Genomic DNA, 20,145 nt, shown 5'->3' on the forward strand with positions numbered 1-20,145 from the left:
TCATTTTATGCAACAAAACTAATCAACAATTTTTTTAGGGAAGACCTAATAAAAATCCAATAGTGAAGTTGGCATCCCAGTCGAAAACAAAAGTATCGCAACCGGTAGCATCTGTAAGCGCTTTATAAATATTAATCCCGGCCTTTGTTTTAGCCTTGTCTGATTTGTAGTCAGCCGGAGCTTTCAACACCGTATAACGCTCTCCGTCCTGCTTGGTCTGATCTGCCAGTTCAAAGGGCACACCACCAACGATAAAACATACATCCCTGTTCTTCTGTGGAATGGCACTTGCTTTTGACTTTACATTATCATAAACAGCCTCATCACTTTTATTCAATTCATAGTATTTGGCGCCCTCTGCCTCTACCGCTTTAAGGTTAGAACCTTCATACCAGGACAGTTTTGTATTTCCTGAGCCAATATCGGTTACGAAAGAACTTTCTTTATAGGATGCAGGTTGCACACACTTTAGTGCCAGTTTGCCTTCCTGCTCAGCAGTAACCAGGTTTACCACATAACCCATTTTCTTCAACTCTTTCACAATACCTTCGGTTTTAGGCTCCTTTTGTGCGCCGGAAGAGATCACGAAATGCATATTCTTATTGGCTACCCCTTTATCAAACATACCAGCCAGGTATTTTTTCAATCCCAGGCGGATATCGTCAGCCGTAGCCAACCCTTCGTACACCATTGAATTTCCAAATTCTTTGGATACCACTTCCCATCTTTTTTCCTTATCAATTTTAACTACAAAAGAGTTAAAGCCCGAAGCTCCTACTTCTACTACGCCTTTTAGCTCACCATTTACCGGCTTTTCAGGCTGGTAAGCAAAAGTTCTGTGTTCGCTGCTGGTCGCAGTTTTATTTTCAGAACTTTCTTTTTTTTCTCCATCGGTTGCTACCTCGGTGGTTGTGGTATCAGAAGATAGTTTGTCCTTTAGTTTTTCGTTCTGACTACCATACCAGATAAGACCTACAAGAGGTATACCTACTATGAGCGCTTTTACCGGCCAGCGCAGCCTGCTCCATGTTGATCCGTTTGACATTTTGATTGTGTTGGGTTTAGTAAAAAAAAGATTTTTAATAGCGATTAAAATGAAACTCTAATTAGTCCAACAGGGAAAAGCCTTTATCCACTTTTTCTTCGTTGGTTAACTCATGATAGCTTTGTCCTACTTCATTCACATTTAATTTAGTCAAATTTCTCTGATCTACTTTTTGAATGAATGCAGTCAGCTCTTCCTGGCTCGGCGTACCGCCCACTGTCACTGAATTATTCTGATCCAGGAACTCCAGGTTCGAACGTATCGCCGCAATATTCTGGCTGATAGCGCTGGTTGCCGCCCCCATTGCTTCCTGGAAGACCCAGCCGTCTTTAATATTGAAGACCTCGGCCAGGCCATCTGTAGCATTCTTCATTTTACTGGTAGCTTCCATTTTTTTATTGATGATGGAGATACTACTATCCAGCGTGCTCACATAAATACGCGCAGCACTTTCATTATCCTTTAATACTTCCAGCACTTTAGCAAACTGGTTAGCATATTGCGCATAGCTGCGTGCATTCTGCTCTTCAGCCTCTCCTTCTTTTCCTAATAGAAACGCCTTGGTACGGGTTTCTTTGGCATCCCGGTTTAAGGCATTTGCCTTCTCCCTGTCCTGCGCCTGCTCGGCCTCCTTGCCTTTTTGCTCCAGGTTGCCGGCTTCGGTAGTAAATCTCTTAGCGAAAGTATATTTTTCCTGTGCCGCATTTTGCGCGGTTACGCCGCTTTGGATCATGTCAATGCGCACACCATCAACATTGGCGATCTTTTCCTTAACACGCTTTAAAGTATCTTTTGCTTCACGCGATAATAATTGTAAAGACTCAATAGGATTATTGCGGATAATTGCCTTTTCGCCTTTAAACAATAACACGGTACCTAGCCGATGCAACACACTTATTATTTTTGGCGCCAGCATCAGCAGCACAATAAATACTATACCAAACAATACAAACAGTACACTTTGTTGGGCGTATTGAAGCAGTAGGGGTAAGTATTTTACAAAAGCAATAACCCCTCCGATCATCAGAACCCAGAAGATCAGGGCACTGAATGTTTTCTTGGCTTCGGGCGTTTTAACTACCGCAGGCAACTTATCTCCAATTACCTGGAAAATAGGGAGCTGACTTTTTAACGACGCGGGTATCGTATTAGCGAGCGAATTGTTGTTGGATGAGGTCATTAACTATTTTTTTTATAGAGTAAAATTACTGATAAAACTGGGTTCAGCACGGTGTAAATCGGTAAATACAGATCTAATATCGGTCAAAAAATGAGGGCAAAAAGAACTGCTATTTCTCGATATTACACGAACAGGAAACAAAGGTCTTAAACACGCTACAATTCTTTTTCCGCTAAGCCCAACAGCGTTTGCATTTTACTGATCACCCCCTCTATAGCATGTTTTCCGGTTTGAATCTTTTTCTCAATATCTTCTAACTTAGGCTGCCAATGCGCCTGCAGGTTCGACAATTCAGCCTGCTTTTCTGCAATTGTTTTTTGTAATCTGATTACCTGTTCTTCCAACGAATTAACCTCTGCGGCTAAGGTCTCTTTCGACTCTTTAATCTTGTTGGTAATAGCAGCCTTCTCACTGTTCTTCTTTTGTACATCACTATCCAGGGCTTTTTGTAATTCGTTTTTATAGTAATTACCACTACTCAACAGCTTTTCCTTGGTCAGGGTTTTATCAGCGAATTTTAAAGTATTAAATGCCTGTTTCAATGATGCGGCTTGCGCACCACCGCTTTCTTCTACCGCGTTCCACACCTCGAAAAAATCAACGCCGGGTTGATTAATAGATTCAATAAGCTGGTAGGCTTTCTTTGCCGCATCTTCCCTTGCTTCAACCGGTACACTGCCTGCATCAAAAGTATTAGCCGGCCTGGATTCTACTACAACCGGGTTGGCCACTTTAGCAGGAGTAGGTTCGGGTTGCTGCGCAGGTAATGGCACGTCTTCCTCTTTAAAGATCATTTTTTTTAACCCGCTAAAAAAACCGCCTTTCTGATTTTCCATACTGATCAATTATTGATCAAAGATAATATTGAAAGTCGAAAGAACTGGTTGGTTTGCTATCTACCCAATGAACCTCTCTTCAGGTAATATTTACGGGCTTTACTTTTGTCGCCGGCAACTTCTGTTAAATTGTTCATCCATCGCCGATGTAATTTTATGGATGAGAAATTTAATGTACGTTTGCAAGTAACCGATTGATCATCTTTAAAATACAATGCAAATGAAAGTAACCGTAGTTGGAGCCGGTGCAGTAGGAGCCACCTGTGCCGACAATATCGCCCGCAAAGAACTGGCATCAGAACTTATTTTATTAGATATAAAGGAAGGTGTTGCCGAAGGAAAGTCGATAGACATGATGCAGACGGCTGCCTTGCTGGGCTTCGATACAAAAATCAAAGGTGTTACCAATGATTATGTGGCTACAGAAAACTCAGACGTGGTGGTAATTACGTCAGGTTTACCACGTAAACCAGGCATGACAAGGGAAGAGCTGATTGGTGTAAACGCGGGCATTGTAAAAAGTGTTACTGAAAATATACTAAAGCATTCTCCTGATACTATTATCATCGTAGTGTCTAACCCGATGGACACGATGAACTACCTCACTTATACTACTTCGGGCTTACCGAAAAATAAAGTGATTGGTATGGGTGGCGCATTGGATTCGGCCCGCTTTCGTTATTACCTGAGCCAGGAGCTGAAATGTTCTCCGGCTGACCTGAACGCAGTGGTAATTGGAGGTCATGGCGATACTACTATGATCCCTTTAATCAAGCACGCTACATGGGGCAGCACTCCCGTAACCAATTTTTTAAGTGAGGAGCAGCAACAGAAAATTGTAGCAGATACGATGGTTGGTGGCGCCACTTTAACCAAGCTCATCGGAACTTCTGCCTGGTATGCGCCAGGTGCAGGAACTGCAGCCATGGTAGAAAGTATTTTACGTGATGAGAAAAAACTGATCTCAAGTGGTGTTTTCCTGGAGGGCGAATATGGCCAAAATGATATTTCACTGGTAGTGCCCGTTACTATCGGTAGAAATGGATGGGAACAAATTCTCGACTTTAAACTAAGCGATGAAGAGCAGGCTGCTTTCAACAAAAGCGCTGATGCGGTAAGAGCTATGAATGATGTTTTGAAAACGCTTTAATAATACTTCCTTCAAAAAGCCAGCGATTTAAATCGCTGGCTTTTTTGTAATACTGATTTCAGCAATTTGAAAAAGCGGGAAATATTCACCTCTTAAAAAGAATCCAATTGAAACGCTTACTAACAACCTTATGCATCGCTGCTACGTTGCTTTTATCCGGTAGCCATGCACTACGGGCTCAAACAAAATTAAAACCAGGCTTTGATGTAAACGAGTATATCTCCTTATTCTCCCTGTTTTATTTTGGAAACAGTATTCCTGATAGCAACCTGCGTAAAACTACCAGGGACCCTTATAACAGGCTATACCGTTCTCCTGAAGTGGGCTTGAAGAATCAATGGTCGCTTTATTTGAGAGAGGATAACACGGCTGCGATATCAATAAGAGGAACGATTGGAGATAAAATAAGCTGGCTGGCCAATTTTTATGCGGCTATGATACCAGCAACGGGCAAACTTAACCTGAACGACTCTACTGAATTTCACTATAAGCTTTCGTCAGACGAGCAAGCAACTGTGCATGTAGGCTGGACGGTATCACTGGCATCTATGGCGCCCGATATTGTAGAAAAAATACAGGGTCTTTACCAGAAAGGAGTGCGTGATATTTACATATTCGGTCATAGCCAGGGAGCGGCTATCGCGTTCCTGTTACGCTCTTACCTGCATTATTTACAGCAGGATGGCAAACTGGCTAAAGACATACAATTTAAAACCTATTGCAGTGCCGCTCCCAAACCCGGCAATATGTATTATGCCTACGACTATGAAAATATAACCCGGAACGGATGGGGCTTTACAATTGTTAACCGTAAAGACTGGGTACCCGAGTCCCCTTACACTATTCAACGCATACAGGATATGAGCCTGCCCAATCCGTTGATTAAAACAAAGGCGCTGCTGAAAAAGCAAAAATTTGGTGTAAGATTTATTGGCGGCATTTTATATGGAAGAGTCAACCGTAAACCACGGAAGGCACAGAAAATGTATACCAAATACCTCGGCAAAACCGTTCATAAAATGGCCATCAAAAAAGCCCTGCCTCAATTTAAACAACCTGCCTATTCTGCATCCAATAATTACATGAGAGCAGGAAGCCCGGTTGTACTGATACCTGACGCAGCATATGATGCAAAGTTCAAAGATGACGGAAAAGATGATTTTCTTCACCATCATTTTGCCCCCTATTATTTTTTAATACAAAAACATTATCCCCAATAAAAAAGCTGCTTGCCCCGTCAGGAGCAAGCAGCTAAATAACCTATAACGTTATAATTAAGACGCCAGTAATTCTTTTACCATGCTTGAGATAGCTTTCCCTTCCGCTTTGCCGGACAATGCTTTGCTGGCAGCCCCCATTACCTTACCCATATCAGCAGGAGAAGAAGCACCGGTTTCGGCAATAATTTGCTGAAGCGCTGCTTTTAGCTCTTCAGGTGAAAGTTGTGCGGGTAAATATTTTTCAATAACCGCTATTTCCTGGCGTTCTTTTTCAGCCAGGTCTGCGCGATTTTGCTGCTCAAAAATCTCCAGTGAATCCTTGCGTTGTTTTACCAGCTTCTGCACGATCTTAGTCTCATCATCTGTACTCAATTCGCCCTTTGCACCTTCGGCGGTTTTAGCCAAAAGAATAGCAGCTTTCACCGCACGAAGACTCGTTAATGCGTTGGCATCCTTAGCCAACATCGCAGTTTTAATATCTGCATTAATAGTTTGTTCTAACGACATATTAATATATTGATCAGTTTATGAATTATTTATTATTGTCTCTACGCGGTCTTGCTGGCCGGGCAGATCCTGAAGCTCCCTTATAGCCGCCCTTTGAACCGCTGCCAGATGAACCTTCCTTTTTAAACGGCTTACTTGTCTTTCCAGCCGGAGCTTTTCCCGAATAGCTTTCCTTTTTAAAACCACTACCGGCAGACTTCGAATAAGGCTTTTCTGGAAATCCCTCTTTTTTAAAGGTCTTGCCAGTTTTTTTTGCAGGAGCTTTACCTCCATGACCTTCTTTTTTAAAAGCACGTCCAGCTGGCTTTGCATAAGCTTTTCCTGCGTGATCATCTTGTTTAAAAGATCGTTCCGCTCTTTTAGCCGGAGCTTTGTCAGCAAAACCTTCCCTTTTGAAATGACTGTCCTTTGTCCCGGAGTGTCGCTTTTCAGGGAATCCTTCCTTTTTGACCGGCCTTCTTAATCTCTTCGCCGGGGTACTTAATTCTTCGTCCTGACCTGCAACATAATTATCTTTCTTCGCCGAAGCCTGCCCCTTGCCGACTTTCTTATTTTCCTTTCCAAAATACTTCAGGTTACGTACTTCCTTTTCCGTAAGAAAACGAAATTTACCACGTTCTACATTTTTCTTGGTAAGCCCCGCAAACATCACCCGGTCCAGGTTCTTTACATCATAGCCCTGGCTTTCGAAGATCCGGCGAACAATACGGTTGCGTCCGCTATGAATTTCTACCCCTATTTGTGTTCTGTCATTCGCGTCACTATAAGCCAACACATCAACATAAGCAGGGCCATCTTCAAGCGTTACTCCTTTCAATATCTTATCAAAGTCTCCTTTTTCCAGCGGTTTATCCAATGTTACAGCATATATCTTTTTCACCTCATTACTTGGATGTGTTAACTTTTGCGCCAACTCTCCATCATTGGTAATCAATAAAACCCCCGAAGTATTACGATCGAGCCTTCCCACAGGGTAAACACGCTCCTGTGTAGCTTTTTTAATAAGATCCAGAACCGTTTTACGTTTTTGAGGATCATCAGTAGTGGTTATATAATCCTTGGGCTTATTCACCAGGATGTAAACCAGGTTTTTTGTAATAAAGATCTTCTTTCCGTTTACGGTGACCTCATCCCCATCTGCCATTTTATAACCAGGCTCAGTTATTACATTACCGTTCACTTTCACGTTGCCATCCTTAATAAGATCGGCAGCTTCCCTACGACTACTTACCCCGCCGTGCGCCAGGTATTTGTTAAGCGGCATTTGCTCCAAGGCTACTTTTTCACGCTCAATTACAGGAGCAGTTGTCTGCTTTTCGCGGGCTTCTTTCTTTTTTTGCTCAAAGAACTCTGCCCTTTCCTTTTTGTACTTTCTTTTCTCCTGCTTAAAGCCTTCTTTTATGGCAGCATTGCTTTTCTTTTTAGCAAACTTCTGAAAGCGGGGATCTATTTTTTTCATGTAATGATATTTTGCTGTTTTCCAACAGTAATTAAACCACAAAGATAACATTAAAAAAGCTCGTGACTTAAATCACGAGCTTTTTCTCAGAGAAAGTAGTTTACAAACACAGTTCCTTATAGAAGCATCTGCTTATTGCTTGTTCTCGCGAGGGCCCCTGTTACCGCCTCTTTCCATTCTTTCTTTCCTTTTAGCATCCAGTTTTTCCTTCTGCTCTTTAGTTAAAATAGCGCCTTCTTTTTCCATTCTATCTTTTCTCATTTCCTGCATTTTCTCTCTTCTCGCATCGTCACTTAAAGAATTGTCATTTCTTAACTCCTGCATCTTTTTGCCTTGCTCATCGTTCAGATCCTTCAACTTAGTTTCCTGGTCTTTGGTCAGGTTCAGATCTTTATACATTTCAGCAGCGTTGTACCCGCCACCGCCACCTCGTCTTTCGCCTCCCTGGCGTGCTTCTCCTTTAGGTCTTTCTTTTGGAGCATCCTGTGCATAAGTGGCAGTAATACTGAAAGCGCTGATCATGGCAGCGAGGAAAATTGACTTTTTCATTTTTGTTTTTTTATTTGTTGTTGTAATCCCAAACGCCTGTGAAGGCATTTATTTATTGATCTGAAATTAATTTACTCATCCCTCTCCTGCTACGATCGGCTTGCAATTCTCTTGGCGACATGGTCATCCTGGCTCTTCGTTGCTGATCATCCCATTTCGACTTCTGTTCAGAAGTAAGAATAGATCCTACCTCCATCTCGTAGGCCCGGTAAGCTTCCCTTATCTGGTCTTGTTTTTCTGAGGATGTAACAGATATATTGCTCCTTATAGTTTGTACCCGCGAATTATAATCCTGATTGGCCGTTTTCATCTTTTCCCGCTGCTCCCCGGTCATCTGCAAATCGTTCCAGTTACTTCTCCCATTTTTAGATGTCTTTTTCGGCTCATCCCTGCTCAACCCATTGAGATCTTTCTCTTTATTTTTATCAACCTTGCTTACCACATTTTTTTCCGCGCTCACAACCCCCTTTTCTTTGATCTCTTTTAAGTTTTTTTCATACGTATCATATTGTTCAGGTGTAAGAACAGCCTTACGTTTCTCCGCCAGCTCCTTTCTCACAACCAGCATTTTCTCTTTCCGATCCCTGGCCGCCAGTGCACTATCAGCAGCAATTTCTTTGATCTTTTCCCGGTTTTCTTTATTAACTGCCTGCAGATCTTTTTGCTGCTCCTTGGTAAGTTTCAAATTAAAATATGCGTCCTTACGCGCTTCCCTGGGAGCAGCACTACTTACTCCGTCGTTCGTTCTTGAAGGAATTTCCTGGGCCATTAACACATTGGTCAACAGCCATACCAACGATAATAGTCCTGCTTTTTTCGTTATCAAATACATCGTCTTTGCTTTTTATTTAGATGATATTTAAAAAACAAACTTTCTGCTAATTATTGTTAAACATTTACAAACAGTTATCTGACTACAAATAACTTAGGAGGTTTAACGGGTGTTTGTTAAAATATACTAATTCGCCGGGAGATTTTTTTGACGCCGATACTTTTTGAGCGTAGCCTACCCTATAAATCATGCGCTCTTCGTACCTTGCGCCCATGCAGGATTATATAAAAGGATTGAACGAGCGGCAAAAAGAGGCAGTATTACATATTCAGGGGCCCATTATGATTATTGCGGGTGCAGGAAGTGGCAAAACCAAGGTATTAACTACACGTATCGCCCATTTAATGGCCAGCGGTATTGACGCCTTTAATATACTGGCGCTGACATTTACCAATAAGGCGGCGCGGGAGATGAAAGAACGTATAGAACACATTTTAGGAGGCAACGAGGCACGAAATTTATATATAGGCACTTTTCACAGTGTATTTGCAAGAATTCTAAGGGCAGAAGCACACCGGATCGGTTATCCCAATAATTTCACTATTTATGATACCGACGATGCCAAAAGCGTTGTAAAAGCGGTGATCAACGAAATGCACCTGGATGATAAATTGTACAAACCATCACAGGTGTACAACCGTATATCCTCTGCCAAAAACGCGCTGGTTTCACCAGCCGATTATGCAACGGATTACTATGTACAGCAGGAAGACATTCGCGCTAACCGGCCGGCGATCGCTAAAATTTACGATTCTTATTGCAAGCGCTGCTTTAAGAACGGGGCAATGGATTTCGACGACCTGTTACTGAAATTTTACGAGCTGCTTAAAACCAACCCCGAATCTCTAAGCAAATACCAGCATAAATTTAAATTCATACTAATTGATGAGTACCAGGATACCAACCCGGCACAGTATGAGGTAATAAAGCTATTGGGGGCCATGCACGAAAATGTTTGCGTGGTGGGAGATGATGCCCAGAGTATCTATAGTTTCCGGGGTGCTACCATCCAGAATATTTTGCAATTTCAAAAAGACTACGACGAAGTAAAAGTAGTAAAGCTGGAGCAAAATTACCGCAGTACACAAACGATCATCAACGCTGCCAATGACGTGATCGGCAAAAATAAGGGACAGATACCTAAAGTACTGTTTACTGAAAATGCCGAGGGCGAGAAGATACGGATCGTAAAAACCATGTCGGATAACGAAGAAGGAAAATTTGTTGCCGACAGTATACAGGAGCAAAAACTAAGGAATCACTTCTTAAATAAAGATTTTGCCATCCTGTATCGTACCAATGCGCAAAGCCGGGCTTTCGAGGAAGCCTTAAGACGCATGGCCATTCCGTATACGATGTATGGAGGCGTTAGCTTTTACCAACGTAAAGAGATTAAAGACCTCGTGGCTTACTTGAGGCTTATCATTAACAGCCGCGACGAGGAAGCGCTGAAGCGGATCATTAATTATCCTGTACGTGGCATTGGCAAAACAACCATAGATAAAATTATATTGTTGGCCAACACCCACAATAAAACCATGTGGGAAATACTGGTTGAAGCTGCACAGCATGGTTTTCGCGCCGGTACACTGGAAGTGATCAACAATTTTGTTACAATGATCCGGAGCTTTTCCAGCATGCTGGAGAAACACAATGCCTATGAAGTAGCCTTTCACGTAGGTAAGAATACCAACCTGGTAAAAGAACTTTTCAATGACAAAAGCACAGAAGGATTACAACGCTACGAGAACATACAGGAGTTGCTAAACTCTATTAAAGAGTGGGTGGAGAGCCCGGATAACGAAGATGGCGAAGTAGTAGACAAAGGCCTCGGTGCTTACCTGCAACAGATCACTTTGCTGACAGACGCTGATGAGAAAGACCCCGATGCGGATACGGTAAAGCTGATGACCATTCACGCAGCAAAAGGTTTGGAATTTGAATGCGTATTTGCAGCCGGGCTGGAAGAAATGTTATTTCCCAACGCTATGAGCATTAATACCCGGGAAGAGCTGGAGGAAGAACGCCGCCTTTTTTATGTGGTAGTAACGCGGGCTAAAAAGAAATTATGGGTTACTTACGCCAACACCCGTTATAAATTTGGCCAGCTGGTGCAAAATGAGCCCAGCCGTTTTATAGAAGAACTGCCGGAGCAACTGCTGGACCGCAGCTACGCAGGCGGAGGCACCAAAATGAGCAACAATTTTGGGGGCGGCAGTGCTTTTGAACGGATGAACAATGGATTTGCCGGCGGCTGGAGCGGTGGTAAGAAAGCTACTGAAGATGCGGAAAAACGTTACGGTCCGCCACCCAGTAAAAAGTCAGCAACTCCAAGCTACTTACCTCCCAAGATGGAGAAAAAGGTGGCCGACCACACACCTACAGAAAATTTCGTAGCCAATGAGGTTGCTGAATTAGCAGTAGGACAAAAAGTGGAGCACCAGAAATTTGGATTTGGAGAGATCATCAAAATGGAGGGAGCCAGCCACAATCCTATGGCGCTCATAAAGTTTGAGACCAACGGAGAGAAGAAGATCCTGCTCAACTATGCCCGGTTAAGAATTGTAGGCTAGCTGACAACCAATCAAATAACCATTAACAACTGTTGTTTACAGCAACAGTTGTTACCTTTGCACCCTATTAAACAGGTGTTGGGCTTTTCCCTGCTCCTCATTTAAACAGGAACCGCGTGGAAAGGAAAAAAGTCATCGCTCATCATTATTACAAGCTGGCACTCATTTCTATTCTCATTAGTTTAATCAGCTGCCTGCTGGCATTTTCACTCAAACACGTCACAGAATATTTCGAGCACCGGGTATTTGATACGGTAGAAAACACCCACAGGATATTATTGGTGATACTGCCTACAATTGGTATTACGGCCATTTATTTTCTCCGTAAACACCTGTTTCTGAATCGCAAAAACAAAGGCATTACAGAAATCTATAAAACCCTTGACCAACGAAAAGAGCATCTCCCCTTCTTTAAAATACCCTCCCATTATATCAATGGTTTTCTTACAGTGATCTTCGGCGGATCAACTGGCGTAGAAGTTTCAACCGTAGTAGCAACAGCTACTGTGGGTAATATGGGTTACAAAAGGGAGTTTTCGGCAAAAATGTATAAGCGCGAGCTGATCTGCGCTGGCGTAGCAGCAGGAGTAGCTGTACTTTTCGCAAGCCCCCTGGCGGGTTGGTTATTCGCCATGGAAGTGATTGCCCGGAAAGTAGGCAAATCACTGATCATTAGTTGCACAGCTTCTGCCATTATAGCCGCCGCGTTTATTTTCTTTTTTGATAATGAGCCCTTGCTTCATTTTTCTATTCAAAACTGGAACTGGTATGCCATTCCTTTCTTTGTGCTGCTGGGCTTGTTAAGTGGCGCACTCGCAGTGTACTTTACTTTTCTGGTAACCCGTATCAAGCATCTTTTTGCGCAGATACATAATAACTTCCTGAGGGTAAACATCGGCGCATTAATAGTGGGCCTTTCCATTGTGTGCTTCCCGGCTTTATATGGCGACAGTTACCATGGCCTGAATCATATACTTGAAACAGCAATCGGCAAAGAACGTGTTTCATTGTTACTCCTGGCTTCATTGATCCTTTTAAAACCTTTAGCAGCTTCGCTTACATTGGGCGCCGGCGGCGACGGCGGTGTTTTTGCGCCCAGTATTGTAGCGGGCGCTTTGCTGGGTTTATTACTGGCTATTTTCTGTAATACCTATTTTCATACAGATTTGATACCACTTAATTTTGCCCTGGTTGGCGCAGCTGCTACCCTTTCATCTGCTATTTTCGCCCCTTTCACTGCATTGATATTAACCTGTAACCTGGTACCTAATGGCTATAGCTTGTTTATCCCCATCACCATCGGGTGCTTTACCGCTAAATTATTCTCGCAGCGGCTGCTTCCCTACAATGCCTACACTTACGATTTTTACAAGTTATCAAAATCGCAACAGGTATAGTTGTATCGGGGTAATGGTATTTTAGTAATAAAAAAAGATATTTGCATTCTACATTTTAAGGCATGTCTACAATAAAAAAATATACACTAAACGAGATCAGCCAGGCGGCACAATGGCTGTTGAGCGAGCTGAAGGGTCGCAAAGTGATTGCGCTACATGGCACTATGGGCGCAGGAAAAACAACGCTGGTCAGCGCCATTTGCCATTTATTAAAGGTGGAAGACGTGGTAAGCAGCCCTACCTTCTCCGTGATCAATGAATATCGTTACGATGATAACGGGACCCAAAAGCGATTGTACCATATCGACCTGTACCGGCTTAAGGACGAGGAAGAAGCCATCCGGACCGGTGTAGAAGATTGCCTGTACAGTAGCAATTATTGCTTTGTAGAATGGCCTGAAAGGGCTGCAGCTTTGTTGCCGGATGATACCGTACACGTACACCTAAGCGTAGAAGGAGACATGCACCGGTCGCTGGAAATAGCTTAAAAAAGAGTAAATTTGGGGAGTGATGAATAATGTGTGATCAGGTAAGATGAAACAGTGATACCGAGAACAGACCATGAACCATTATTGATCACCGATGAACTATAAGTAAGCAATTAACCTGGTTAAGAATATTTTTTAGTCGTATTAAATATAACCGAGATAAACTAGTACACTTCTGTCACAAGTATGAGTAAAAAACAGCCTGTTATCAGCACATCATTCAGCTACGAAACGCTGGAAGAAACCCTGGACATTAAATTGAAGGGAGAAGGTATGACTATTGGAATACCTAAAGAAATTGCCTTCCAGGAAAACCGGATCGCATTAACTCCCGATGCGGTGAGCGTTCTCGTCAATAATGGACACAATGTAATGCTGGAGCATAATGCGGGGGATGCCTCTCATTTTCGCGATAAGGATTATGCTGACGCCGGCGCTAAAATTGTGTACAGCCGTGAAGAAGTATTTAAAGCACCCATAATGGTAAAGAGCGCACCGGTTATTGAGGAAGATTTACCATTGCTGCAAATGAACCAATCTATTATTTCGCCATTGCATTTATCGGTACTGCAGCCCGAGGTTTTGTGCACGATGATGAAGAAGAAGATTACCGCTTTATCGTTCGAAAACCTCAAAGACGATACAGATTCCTATCCGATTGTTCGAAGCATGAGCGAAATTGCCGGTAGCGCGGTTATGTTGATCGCAGCGCAATACTTAAGCTCTGCTAATCATGGCAAGGGTGTGTTGCTCGGTGGCATCTCGGGCATTGCTCCTACTAAGGTTATTATTATTGGTGCCGGCATTGTAGGCGAATATGCTGCGCGCGCGGCGCTGGCCTTAGGCGCATCGGTTAAATTGTTTGACAACAACGTAAGCCGTTTAAAGAACCTGCAAAATACAATTGGTCACCGGTTATGGACTTCGGTAATTGAACCCAAATTATTGGCCAAACAACTGCGTACCTGCGAAGTTGCGGTGGGATGTTTATCTAATTTAAGTGGCCGTACGCCAATGATCGTGACCGAAGAAATGGTTAGTGGCATGCGACCAGGCTCTGTCATTATTGATGCCAGTATCGACCGCGGAGGCGTTTTTGAAACCTCGGAAGTGACTTCCCACGAGTCGCCCATATTTATGAAATACGGTGTGATCCATTACTGTGTGCCCAATATACCATCAGGATTTTCGCGTACCGCATCCCAGGCCATTAGTAACGTTTTAATGCCTTTATTGATAGATGCCGGCGAAGAAGGAGGCATTGAAGACCTGGCCTGGCACCGGATACATTTACGTAACGGCATTTACCTGTTTAAAGGACATTTGACCAATTTCTATTTAAGTCAGCGTTTTGACCTGAAGTATACAGATCTCAACCTGTTGATTGCAAGTCAGCGGTAGTACGCATTCTAAAGGCGAAAGGTTTTAAGAGCATCGATAAACTTAACAATGTTGAGCGTTAAGACAATTCCATAACCATGAAATTCGTAGTTACCATCTTAGTCGCCATCTTTTTGGTTTCCTGCGAACTGCAGACAACCCAACATAAAGCGTATGATGAAAGCAGAGAGCTGGGTCAATCATCTTTCGGCATTTTAACATCTATAAGAATCAGTGAACATATAACCTGATAAACTCAAAACAATGAAGCGACTCACCCTGTTCCTGGCCTGTGCCCTGGCCGGCCTTATCGCCAAAAGCCAGTCTGGCAAAACAGTATATCCGCTTAAGGATACCAGTCATCTAAAAACCCTGAATGTAGCTGCTCAAGCAGGGATTTTGAAGCAACAACAATCGGTAGAAGTGACGGATGTAGAACCCGAGGCCGATACCGAATTAAGAATAGCCAAACTGGAAAACACCTCGTTCCATAATGGCACTATCGAAGTTGAATTAGCGGGTCAGCCGATGAAAAATGCCTCAGAAGGGGCCCGGGGTTTTGTGGGCATAGCGTTTCGCATAGATAGCTCCAATAAAGAGTTTGAATGCTTTTATCTGCGCCCCACCAACGGACGTGCGGCGGACCAGGTTCGAAGAAACCACGCTGCTCAATATATTTCCTACCCCGATTTCCCCTGGTATAAGCTGCGTAAAGATTTTCCTGAGAAGTATGAATCTTATGTTGACTTAGAAGTGGGAACCTGGACAAAAGTAAAAATTGAGGTACAGGGCAACACTGCAAAATTATTTGTTCATAATGCCAGTCAGCCCACCTTGATCGTTTCGGATCTGAAACATGGCGCTGATGCCAAAGGGAGTATCGGCTTATGGATAGGTCCCGGGACAGAAGCCTATTTTAGAAATTTAGTGATCACTCCAAAAAAATAAGGTTTCGTTGGGTTGTTCTCCCCCACACACCTGTGACCAGCAGTAAAATTTAATGCATACCAATGAATTGGGATAACTATTTGTTAGAAGAGAAAGCACCAGGCGGCGCTATTGCACATTTAGGTATTTTAGACGGCACCATTAACGCTCCATTTGACTTGTCAGCATTGCCGGTGGATGCACACATTGTAAGCATGAGTACCCCACTTAAAAAATTTAAACTCGGATACACCAACCTCTCATCTCTTAAGGGAAACAACCAAATAGAAGCGATAAGTGTAAACGATATTGATGAAGAGCGCCTTGCTGTGTTTGCGACACTACCCCATTTAAAATATTTACAAATAAGCGTTAATTCGCAAAACGAAATACCCGATCTTTCTGCACTACAATCGCTTGAAGTTTTGATACTGGCTAATATCAAAAAAGTCGAAAATATCCACTTTATCGAAAAATTGAAAAGCCTGAAAACCCTTTATATCTATGGATTTAACAATCTATACGATCTAAGTCCCATTGCAGGTTTGACCGGCTTAAAAGAGCTTTGTATTGACCACGGAAAAATGAGCGGTACTGGAAAACCAGTTAAAAGCATTGAGCCGTTAACAGCACTCACCCAGCTTCAGTATTTACGCCTCGGCGTCACTATCGGGGAAAAGAATCCTGATTGGACGGCTTTACATGGGTTAAAAAAATTACGCCACCTTTGGATGCTTCCGAGATATCTAAAAGACAAAGAAAAAGAGATCTTGAAAAAAGAGTTTCCGTTAGTAGTAAACCTGTAAGAACAACAGTTGCTGATAAACAATTATGAACATTTGGTATTAACGAAAAAATTATTACACAACCCAGATACCTGTCTCTACTTATGACAATCACAAAAAAAATAAAGCGGCTCTACACCTTGCCTGATGAAGAAGATTTAGGCTTTTCAGAAACGGAAATAAAAGACCTCGAAAAAAGCTTAGCTATTAGTTTACCTTTCGAGTTAAAAAAATACTACTCAGACCTGGGCAGGAATAAACCCCTTAACACTTCCCATAACCGGCTACTGTCATCCGAAAAAGAGATAGGCTTTTCCAAAGACAGGTATTTAATGATCTATGAAGAAAACCAGGCAGTAGTAAGCTGGGGTATCAAAGAAGAAGATTTAAAATTGGATAACCCGCCTGTATGGGGCAATTCAGGCACAGAAGAAGAACCCGACTGGTACCTGGAAACTAATTCAACTGATCAGTTCTTTTTGCTAATGGCGGTGTACAATGGTACCATGGGCGGGCTAAAATACAATGCGAATTATTTGGGTAAGATCCCTCAAAAAGTGGTTCAATCAATCGAAGAAAGATGGACGCTCGTGCCGGAAATCTCCTTCGAACAACAGAAAGTTTACACAGATAACTTCCATGAAGTGGTCAGTGTTTGTTTTGATGAAAATAACAAGGGCACTGCCATATTCACAGGCACGAGCTACCAGGATCGTTTTGACAAAATACTCGACCAAATCAAAGTTAACTGGTCTTATACTTCATATGAAGATGAAGATGGTAACGAGGAAGAGTAGAGCCGGCAGGCATTTTATAGAATAGAAAATCATAGGCATTTATTATGAAACATTCATACTGGGGAAATATAGAACAGGACTGGGCGGGCTTTTCATCAGACATAACATTTTCAAACCCGTTTTTTAACAAGCAAAATGTGGAAGTCTTCCTGGGAGAAGAGTTTGATGAGGACGGCGAAGAAATAGATGAGCCGCCTACAGAAAGCAGGCTCGATAACTTCGCAGCAACTTATCAGCAATTCCTGAACCACATCGACACACATATTGAGCAGATACAGTCTAAAGCATTCGAACGGTACCTGAAATTATATGCCCATTATTACGAAAACCCGGAAAAGTCAGGTGAACCTGCATTGAATATTAACAGCATAGCAAAACATAACGAATACATTAAGGAGATCATATATTTGCGTGTACCGGATGATGATGCGATCAAGCTTTCTATACGTTATCAGATAGATACGGAACATGGACTGGAATTCCGGTTTGAAAATGGGCAAATAGCAGCAATAGGCGGTATTGCAGAAACCTAGATACAATGGAAGACCGAATGAAAGTGCGGCAGGCAACTGTAACTATTGAAACTATATCTCACCCAAGCCCAAACCTTTACCAATAACCCTGGCATAAGGCTTCAAATAAAGAAGCATGTGTCTAACGCAAACAAAACATGAAATATTTTCTTTCACTTTTTCTTTTCGCAACCTTTAATACATACGCGCAGCAAGTTGATGTATTATTAATAGGCGTCGCACACAACTACAGCAAATCCCCCCGGCAGGACGTATCCAATCTCTATGCACAAATCAGAAACTTTAAACCTACTGCGTTCTTTGGCGAATTCCTGAGTAAAGAAGATGAAAGGCTGGTTATGGATTACTGGTGCAAAGAGGATAATATGAAGCGGTTGAAAATACTCAGGAATAACAGAGACATTAAAACAGAACACCTTTCCCGTACCATTGACAGTTTAAAAACGCAGGTATTATCAAACCCCAAAGATTATCGGTTAAAAGCAGATTTAGCACATGCTTATTACCTGAACCAGGATGTCTCCAATGCGCATTATCAATATTGGCAGGTCTGGGATCATTTACAAAAATCGCCGGATATTCAATTGGAAAACTATGTCAATAAGCTTTTGAGCCCGGATTCAGACACCACCGGCCGGAGTATGAGAAGGTTGAAAACTTCAGAATATGCATTGATTGCATTTCCTTTAATGCAGGAAATGAATATCCGGGAACTGCTACCTATGGATTGCCAGGATTATGACCTCAACTGGTCTGCATCGGCCCTTGCATTTTATGCCCGTTTTGAACCCTTTAAAAAAGACTCGACGGCTTCTTATGCAAAAGAGCTGGAGGCTATTTTAACCAAAAGAATGAAAGGATTTGAAGAATGTTCGGACATAGAAAAAAAGTCAACCCGGTTTACCGAATGGTTAAACACTAACGAAGCTTCAGCTATTTTAGCTTCGGGTGATTTTTATTTCCCGGAGCTATATGAATTAAAAGATTTTCCCAAAGAAGAAATACTATCGCAAATACATTGGTGGCTGATTCGTAACAAGGGCATGTGCGAAAATGTTGTGAATAGAGCCAGGGCGTTAAAACATCAAAAAGTGGTAGTGATAGCGGGCGCCAATCACAGAAAATACATGCAGGATATATTTGAAAAAATGCCTGGTGTGTCTGTAAAAAATATCACCAATACTCAATAATTTTACCTGGATAGCCCCCGGTTATACAACATACAACAATAGTATGCAAAAATCATTTGCAGGCTTACTGGCTTTGGCCGGTTGGTTTGCCGTAATAGCCCAATACGTTTTAATGCTTAACAACAATGTGAATACTGTTGGGGAAGCTACCATCCGCTTTTTCAGCTATTTTACTATTCTCACCAATATTGCGGTAGCTACGTATTACACAGCCCTGCTGTTCGACGCTCCCATTGCCAGAAAGAAGGGTTTATTATCTCCGATAACCATCTATATTATCATTGTAGGGTTGGTATACCAGGTGGCATTAAGGCATATCTGGGATCCACAAGGGCTCCAAAAATGGGTAGATGAACTGCTGCACTCGGTTATTCCACTCGGAGCTTTAATTTATTGGTACCTGTTCGAAAAAAAGGGTCTTCGGTACTCACAAATTTTTGCATGGAGTATTTACCCATTGGTGTACCTGCTCTTTATATTGATAAGGGGCAGCATTTCCGGCTTCTACCCCTATCCTTTTGTAAATGTTACAGAAATAGGACTGCAGCAAACCTTAATAAATGCATTGATTATACTGGCTCTTTTTATGGTTCTTTCGCTTGTATTTATTTTCATAAACAGGAAAGTCAGGAAATAATACCTCATCCCGGCAACTGCCTTGCCGAATAGCATTTATATTTCTTTCAAAAACCCGTTACGGTATGTCACAAAAAACAATTGAAACCTTCTATCCTAAAAACAATAAAGAGTGGAGGAAATGGCTGGAGAAAAATCATAAAAAGCAGGACAGCGTATGGGTAGTAATGTATAAAAAAGCATCCGAAAAACCAACTATCTCCTGGAGTGAAGCAGTGGATGAAGCATTATGTTTTGGATGGATCGACAGCATTAAAAAGAAGCATGATGAAGAAAGTTCTATACAGTTCTTTAGCAAACGAAAGCCTAAAAGCACCTGGTCTAAAATAAATAAGGATAAGACAGAACGCCTGATCGAAGCAGGTTTAATGAAAGAAGCAGGACATAAAGCAATCGAAACCGCCAGGGAAAATGGGTCCTGGAATACATTGAATGAAGTGGATGCCTTAAGTATTCCCCCTGATCTTGAAAAGTTGTTCAAAGCACATAAAGGATCGAAAGCGTATTTTGAAACGCTCAGTAAGTCGGTAAAAAAAATGATCCTGTATTGGATCGTATCAGCCAAAAGGCCCGAGACCAGGTTTAAACGAATTACTGAAGTTGCCCAATCAGCTGCTCAACAACAAAAACCAAAACAGTTTTGATCAACGAAGTTATACCT

General features: G+C 42.2%; 20 protein-coding genes. 13 read left to right on the forward strand and 7 right to left on the reverse strand.

Features of this window, described 5'->3' with window-relative positions:
• Nucleotides 1–34: 34 nt before the first annotated feature.
• The 3 genes from ACLOAU_RS24115 to ACLOAU_RS24125 form a co-directional block, all read right to left on the reverse strand.
• Entirely contained in the window at nt 35–1,045 is a 1,011-nt protein-coding gene (locus ACLOAU_RS24115) for a hypothetical protein (protein WP_427864488.1), read from the reverse strand.
• Between the two features lie 61 nt (nt 1,046–1,106).
• On the reverse strand, nt 1,107–2,225 hold the full coding sequence (locus ACLOAU_RS24120; RefSeq protein WP_427864489.1) for a hypothetical protein: 1,119 nt from the start codon (nt 2,223–2,225) through the stop codon (nt 1,107–1,109).
• Nucleotides 2,226–2,380: 155 nt separating this feature from the next.
• Complete coding sequence (locus tag ACLOAU_RS24125) at nt 2,381–3,061, reverse strand: hypothetical protein (protein WP_427864490.1); 681 nt, start codon at nt 3,059–3,061, stop codon at nt 2,381–2,383.
• A gap of 220 nt (nt 3,062–3,281) precedes the next feature.
• Between ACLOAU_RS24125 and mdh the strand changes: the two genes are divergently transcribed.
• The gene (gene mdh / locus ACLOAU_RS24130) at nt 3,282–4,211 is read left to right on the forward strand and encodes a malate dehydrogenase (RefSeq protein ID WP_427864491.1); all 930 of its coding nucleotides are present in this window, start codon (nt 3,282–3,284) and stop codon (nt 4,209–4,211) included.
• A gap of 107 nt (nt 4,212–4,318) precedes the next feature.
• On the forward strand, nt 4,319–5,431 hold the full coding sequence (locus ACLOAU_RS24135) for a lipase family protein (protein ID WP_427864492.1): 1,113 nt from the start codon (nt 4,319–4,321) through the stop codon (nt 5,429–5,431).
• Nucleotides 5,432–5,485: 54 nt separating this feature from the next.
• On the opposite strand, the gene ACLOAU_RS24140 is transcribed toward ACLOAU_RS24135, so the two are convergent.
• From ACLOAU_RS24140 to ACLOAU_RS24155, 4 genes are all read right to left on the reverse strand, one after another.
• A complete protein-coding gene (locus ACLOAU_RS24140) occupies nt 5,486–5,938 on the reverse strand; it encodes a GatB/YqeY domain-containing protein (RefSeq protein ID WP_427864493.1) in 453 nt (150 codons plus the stop codon).
• Between the two features lie 25 nt (nt 5,939–5,963).
• The gene (locus ACLOAU_RS24145; protein ID WP_427864494.1) at nt 5,964–7,397 is read right to left on the reverse strand and encodes a pseudouridine synthase; all 1,434 of its coding nucleotides are present in this window, start codon (nt 7,395–7,397) and stop codon (nt 5,964–5,966) included.
• 132 nt (nt 7,398–7,529) lie between these two features.
• Nucleotides 7,530–7,946, reverse strand: coding sequence for a Spy/CpxP family protein refolding chaperone (locus ACLOAU_RS24150; protein WP_427864495.1), 417 nt, complete (start codon nt 7,944–7,946; stop codon nt 7,530–7,532).
• Between the two features lie 52 nt (nt 7,947–7,998).
• Nucleotides 7,999–8,778 carry a hypothetical protein gene (locus ACLOAU_RS24155; RefSeq protein WP_427864496.1) on the reverse strand — a complete coding sequence of 260 codons (780 nt, stop codon included), beginning with the start codon at nt 8,776–8,778 and terminating at the stop codon, nt 7,999–8,001.
• Between the two features lie 188 nt (nt 8,779–8,966).
• Between ACLOAU_RS24155 and ACLOAU_RS24160 the strand changes: the two genes are divergently transcribed.
• The 11 genes from ACLOAU_RS24160 (at nt 8,967) to ACLOAU_RS24210 (ending at nt 20,128) form a co-directional block, all read left to right on the forward strand.
• A complete protein-coding gene (locus tag ACLOAU_RS24160) occupies nt 8,967–11,351 on the forward strand; it encodes an ATP-dependent helicase (RefSeq protein ID WP_427864497.1) in 2,385 nt (794 codons plus the stop codon).
• A gap of 116 nt (nt 11,352–11,467) precedes the next feature.
• On the forward strand, nt 11,468–12,748 hold the full coding sequence (locus ACLOAU_RS24165; RefSeq protein WP_427864498.1) for a chloride channel protein: 1,281 nt from the start codon (nt 11,468–11,470) through the stop codon (nt 12,746–12,748).
• 62 nt (nt 12,749–12,810) lie between these two features.
• Nucleotides 12,811–13,236 carry a tRNA (adenosine(37)-N6)-threonylcarbamoyltransferase complex ATPase subunit type 1 TsaE gene (gene tsaE, locus ACLOAU_RS24170; protein WP_427864499.1) on the forward strand — a complete coding sequence of 142 codons (426 nt, stop codon included), beginning with the start codon at nt 12,811–12,813 and terminating at the stop codon, nt 13,234–13,236.
• A 186-nt stretch (nt 13,237–13,422) separates the two neighbouring features.
• On the forward strand, nt 13,423–14,637 hold the full coding sequence (locus ACLOAU_RS24175) for an alanine dehydrogenase (RefSeq protein WP_427864500.1): 1,215 nt from the start codon (nt 13,423–13,425) through the stop codon (nt 14,635–14,637).
• 243 nt (nt 14,638–14,880) lie between these two features.
• Nucleotides 14,881–15,564, forward strand: a complete 684-nt coding sequence (locus ACLOAU_RS24180; RefSeq protein ID WP_427864501.1) for a hypothetical protein — start codon at nt 14,881–14,883, stop codon at nt 15,562–15,564.
• 62 nt (nt 15,565–15,626) lie between these two features.
• On the forward strand, nt 15,627–16,349 hold the full coding sequence (locus ACLOAU_RS24185; RefSeq protein WP_427864502.1) for a leucine-rich repeat domain-containing protein: 723 nt from the start codon (nt 15,627–15,629) through the stop codon (nt 16,347–16,349).
• A gap of 83 nt (nt 16,350–16,432) precedes the next feature.
• A complete protein-coding gene (locus ACLOAU_RS24190) occupies nt 16,433–17,125 on the forward strand; it encodes a hypothetical protein (protein WP_427864503.1) in 693 nt (230 codons plus the stop codon).
• 44 nt (nt 17,126–17,169) lie between these two features.
• Entirely contained in the window at nt 17,170–17,658 is a 489-nt protein-coding gene (locus tag ACLOAU_RS24195) for a DUF6985 domain-containing protein (RefSeq protein ID WP_427864504.1), read from the forward strand.
• 137 nt (nt 17,659–17,795) lie between these two features.
• Complete coding sequence (locus tag ACLOAU_RS24200; protein ID WP_427864505.1) at nt 17,796–18,848, forward strand: DUF5694 domain-containing protein; 1,053 nt, start codon at nt 17,796–17,798, stop codon at nt 18,846–18,848.
• 43 nt (nt 18,849–18,891) lie between these two features.
• A complete protein-coding gene (locus ACLOAU_RS24205; RefSeq protein ID WP_427864506.1) occupies nt 18,892–19,485 on the forward strand; it encodes a Pr6Pr family membrane protein in 594 nt (197 codons plus the stop codon).
• Nucleotides 19,486–19,549: 64 nt separating this feature from the next.
• Complete coding sequence (locus tag ACLOAU_RS24210) at nt 19,550–20,128, forward strand: YdeI/OmpD-associated family protein (protein ID WP_427864507.1); 579 nt, start codon at nt 19,550–19,552, stop codon at nt 20,126–20,128.
• Nucleotides 20,129–20,145 lie beyond the last annotated feature (17 nt).

The organism is Paraniabella aurantiaca (assembly GCF_050309965.1).
Classification (GTDB): Bacteria; Bacteroidota; Bacteroidia; order Chitinophagales; family Chitinophagaceae; genus Niabella.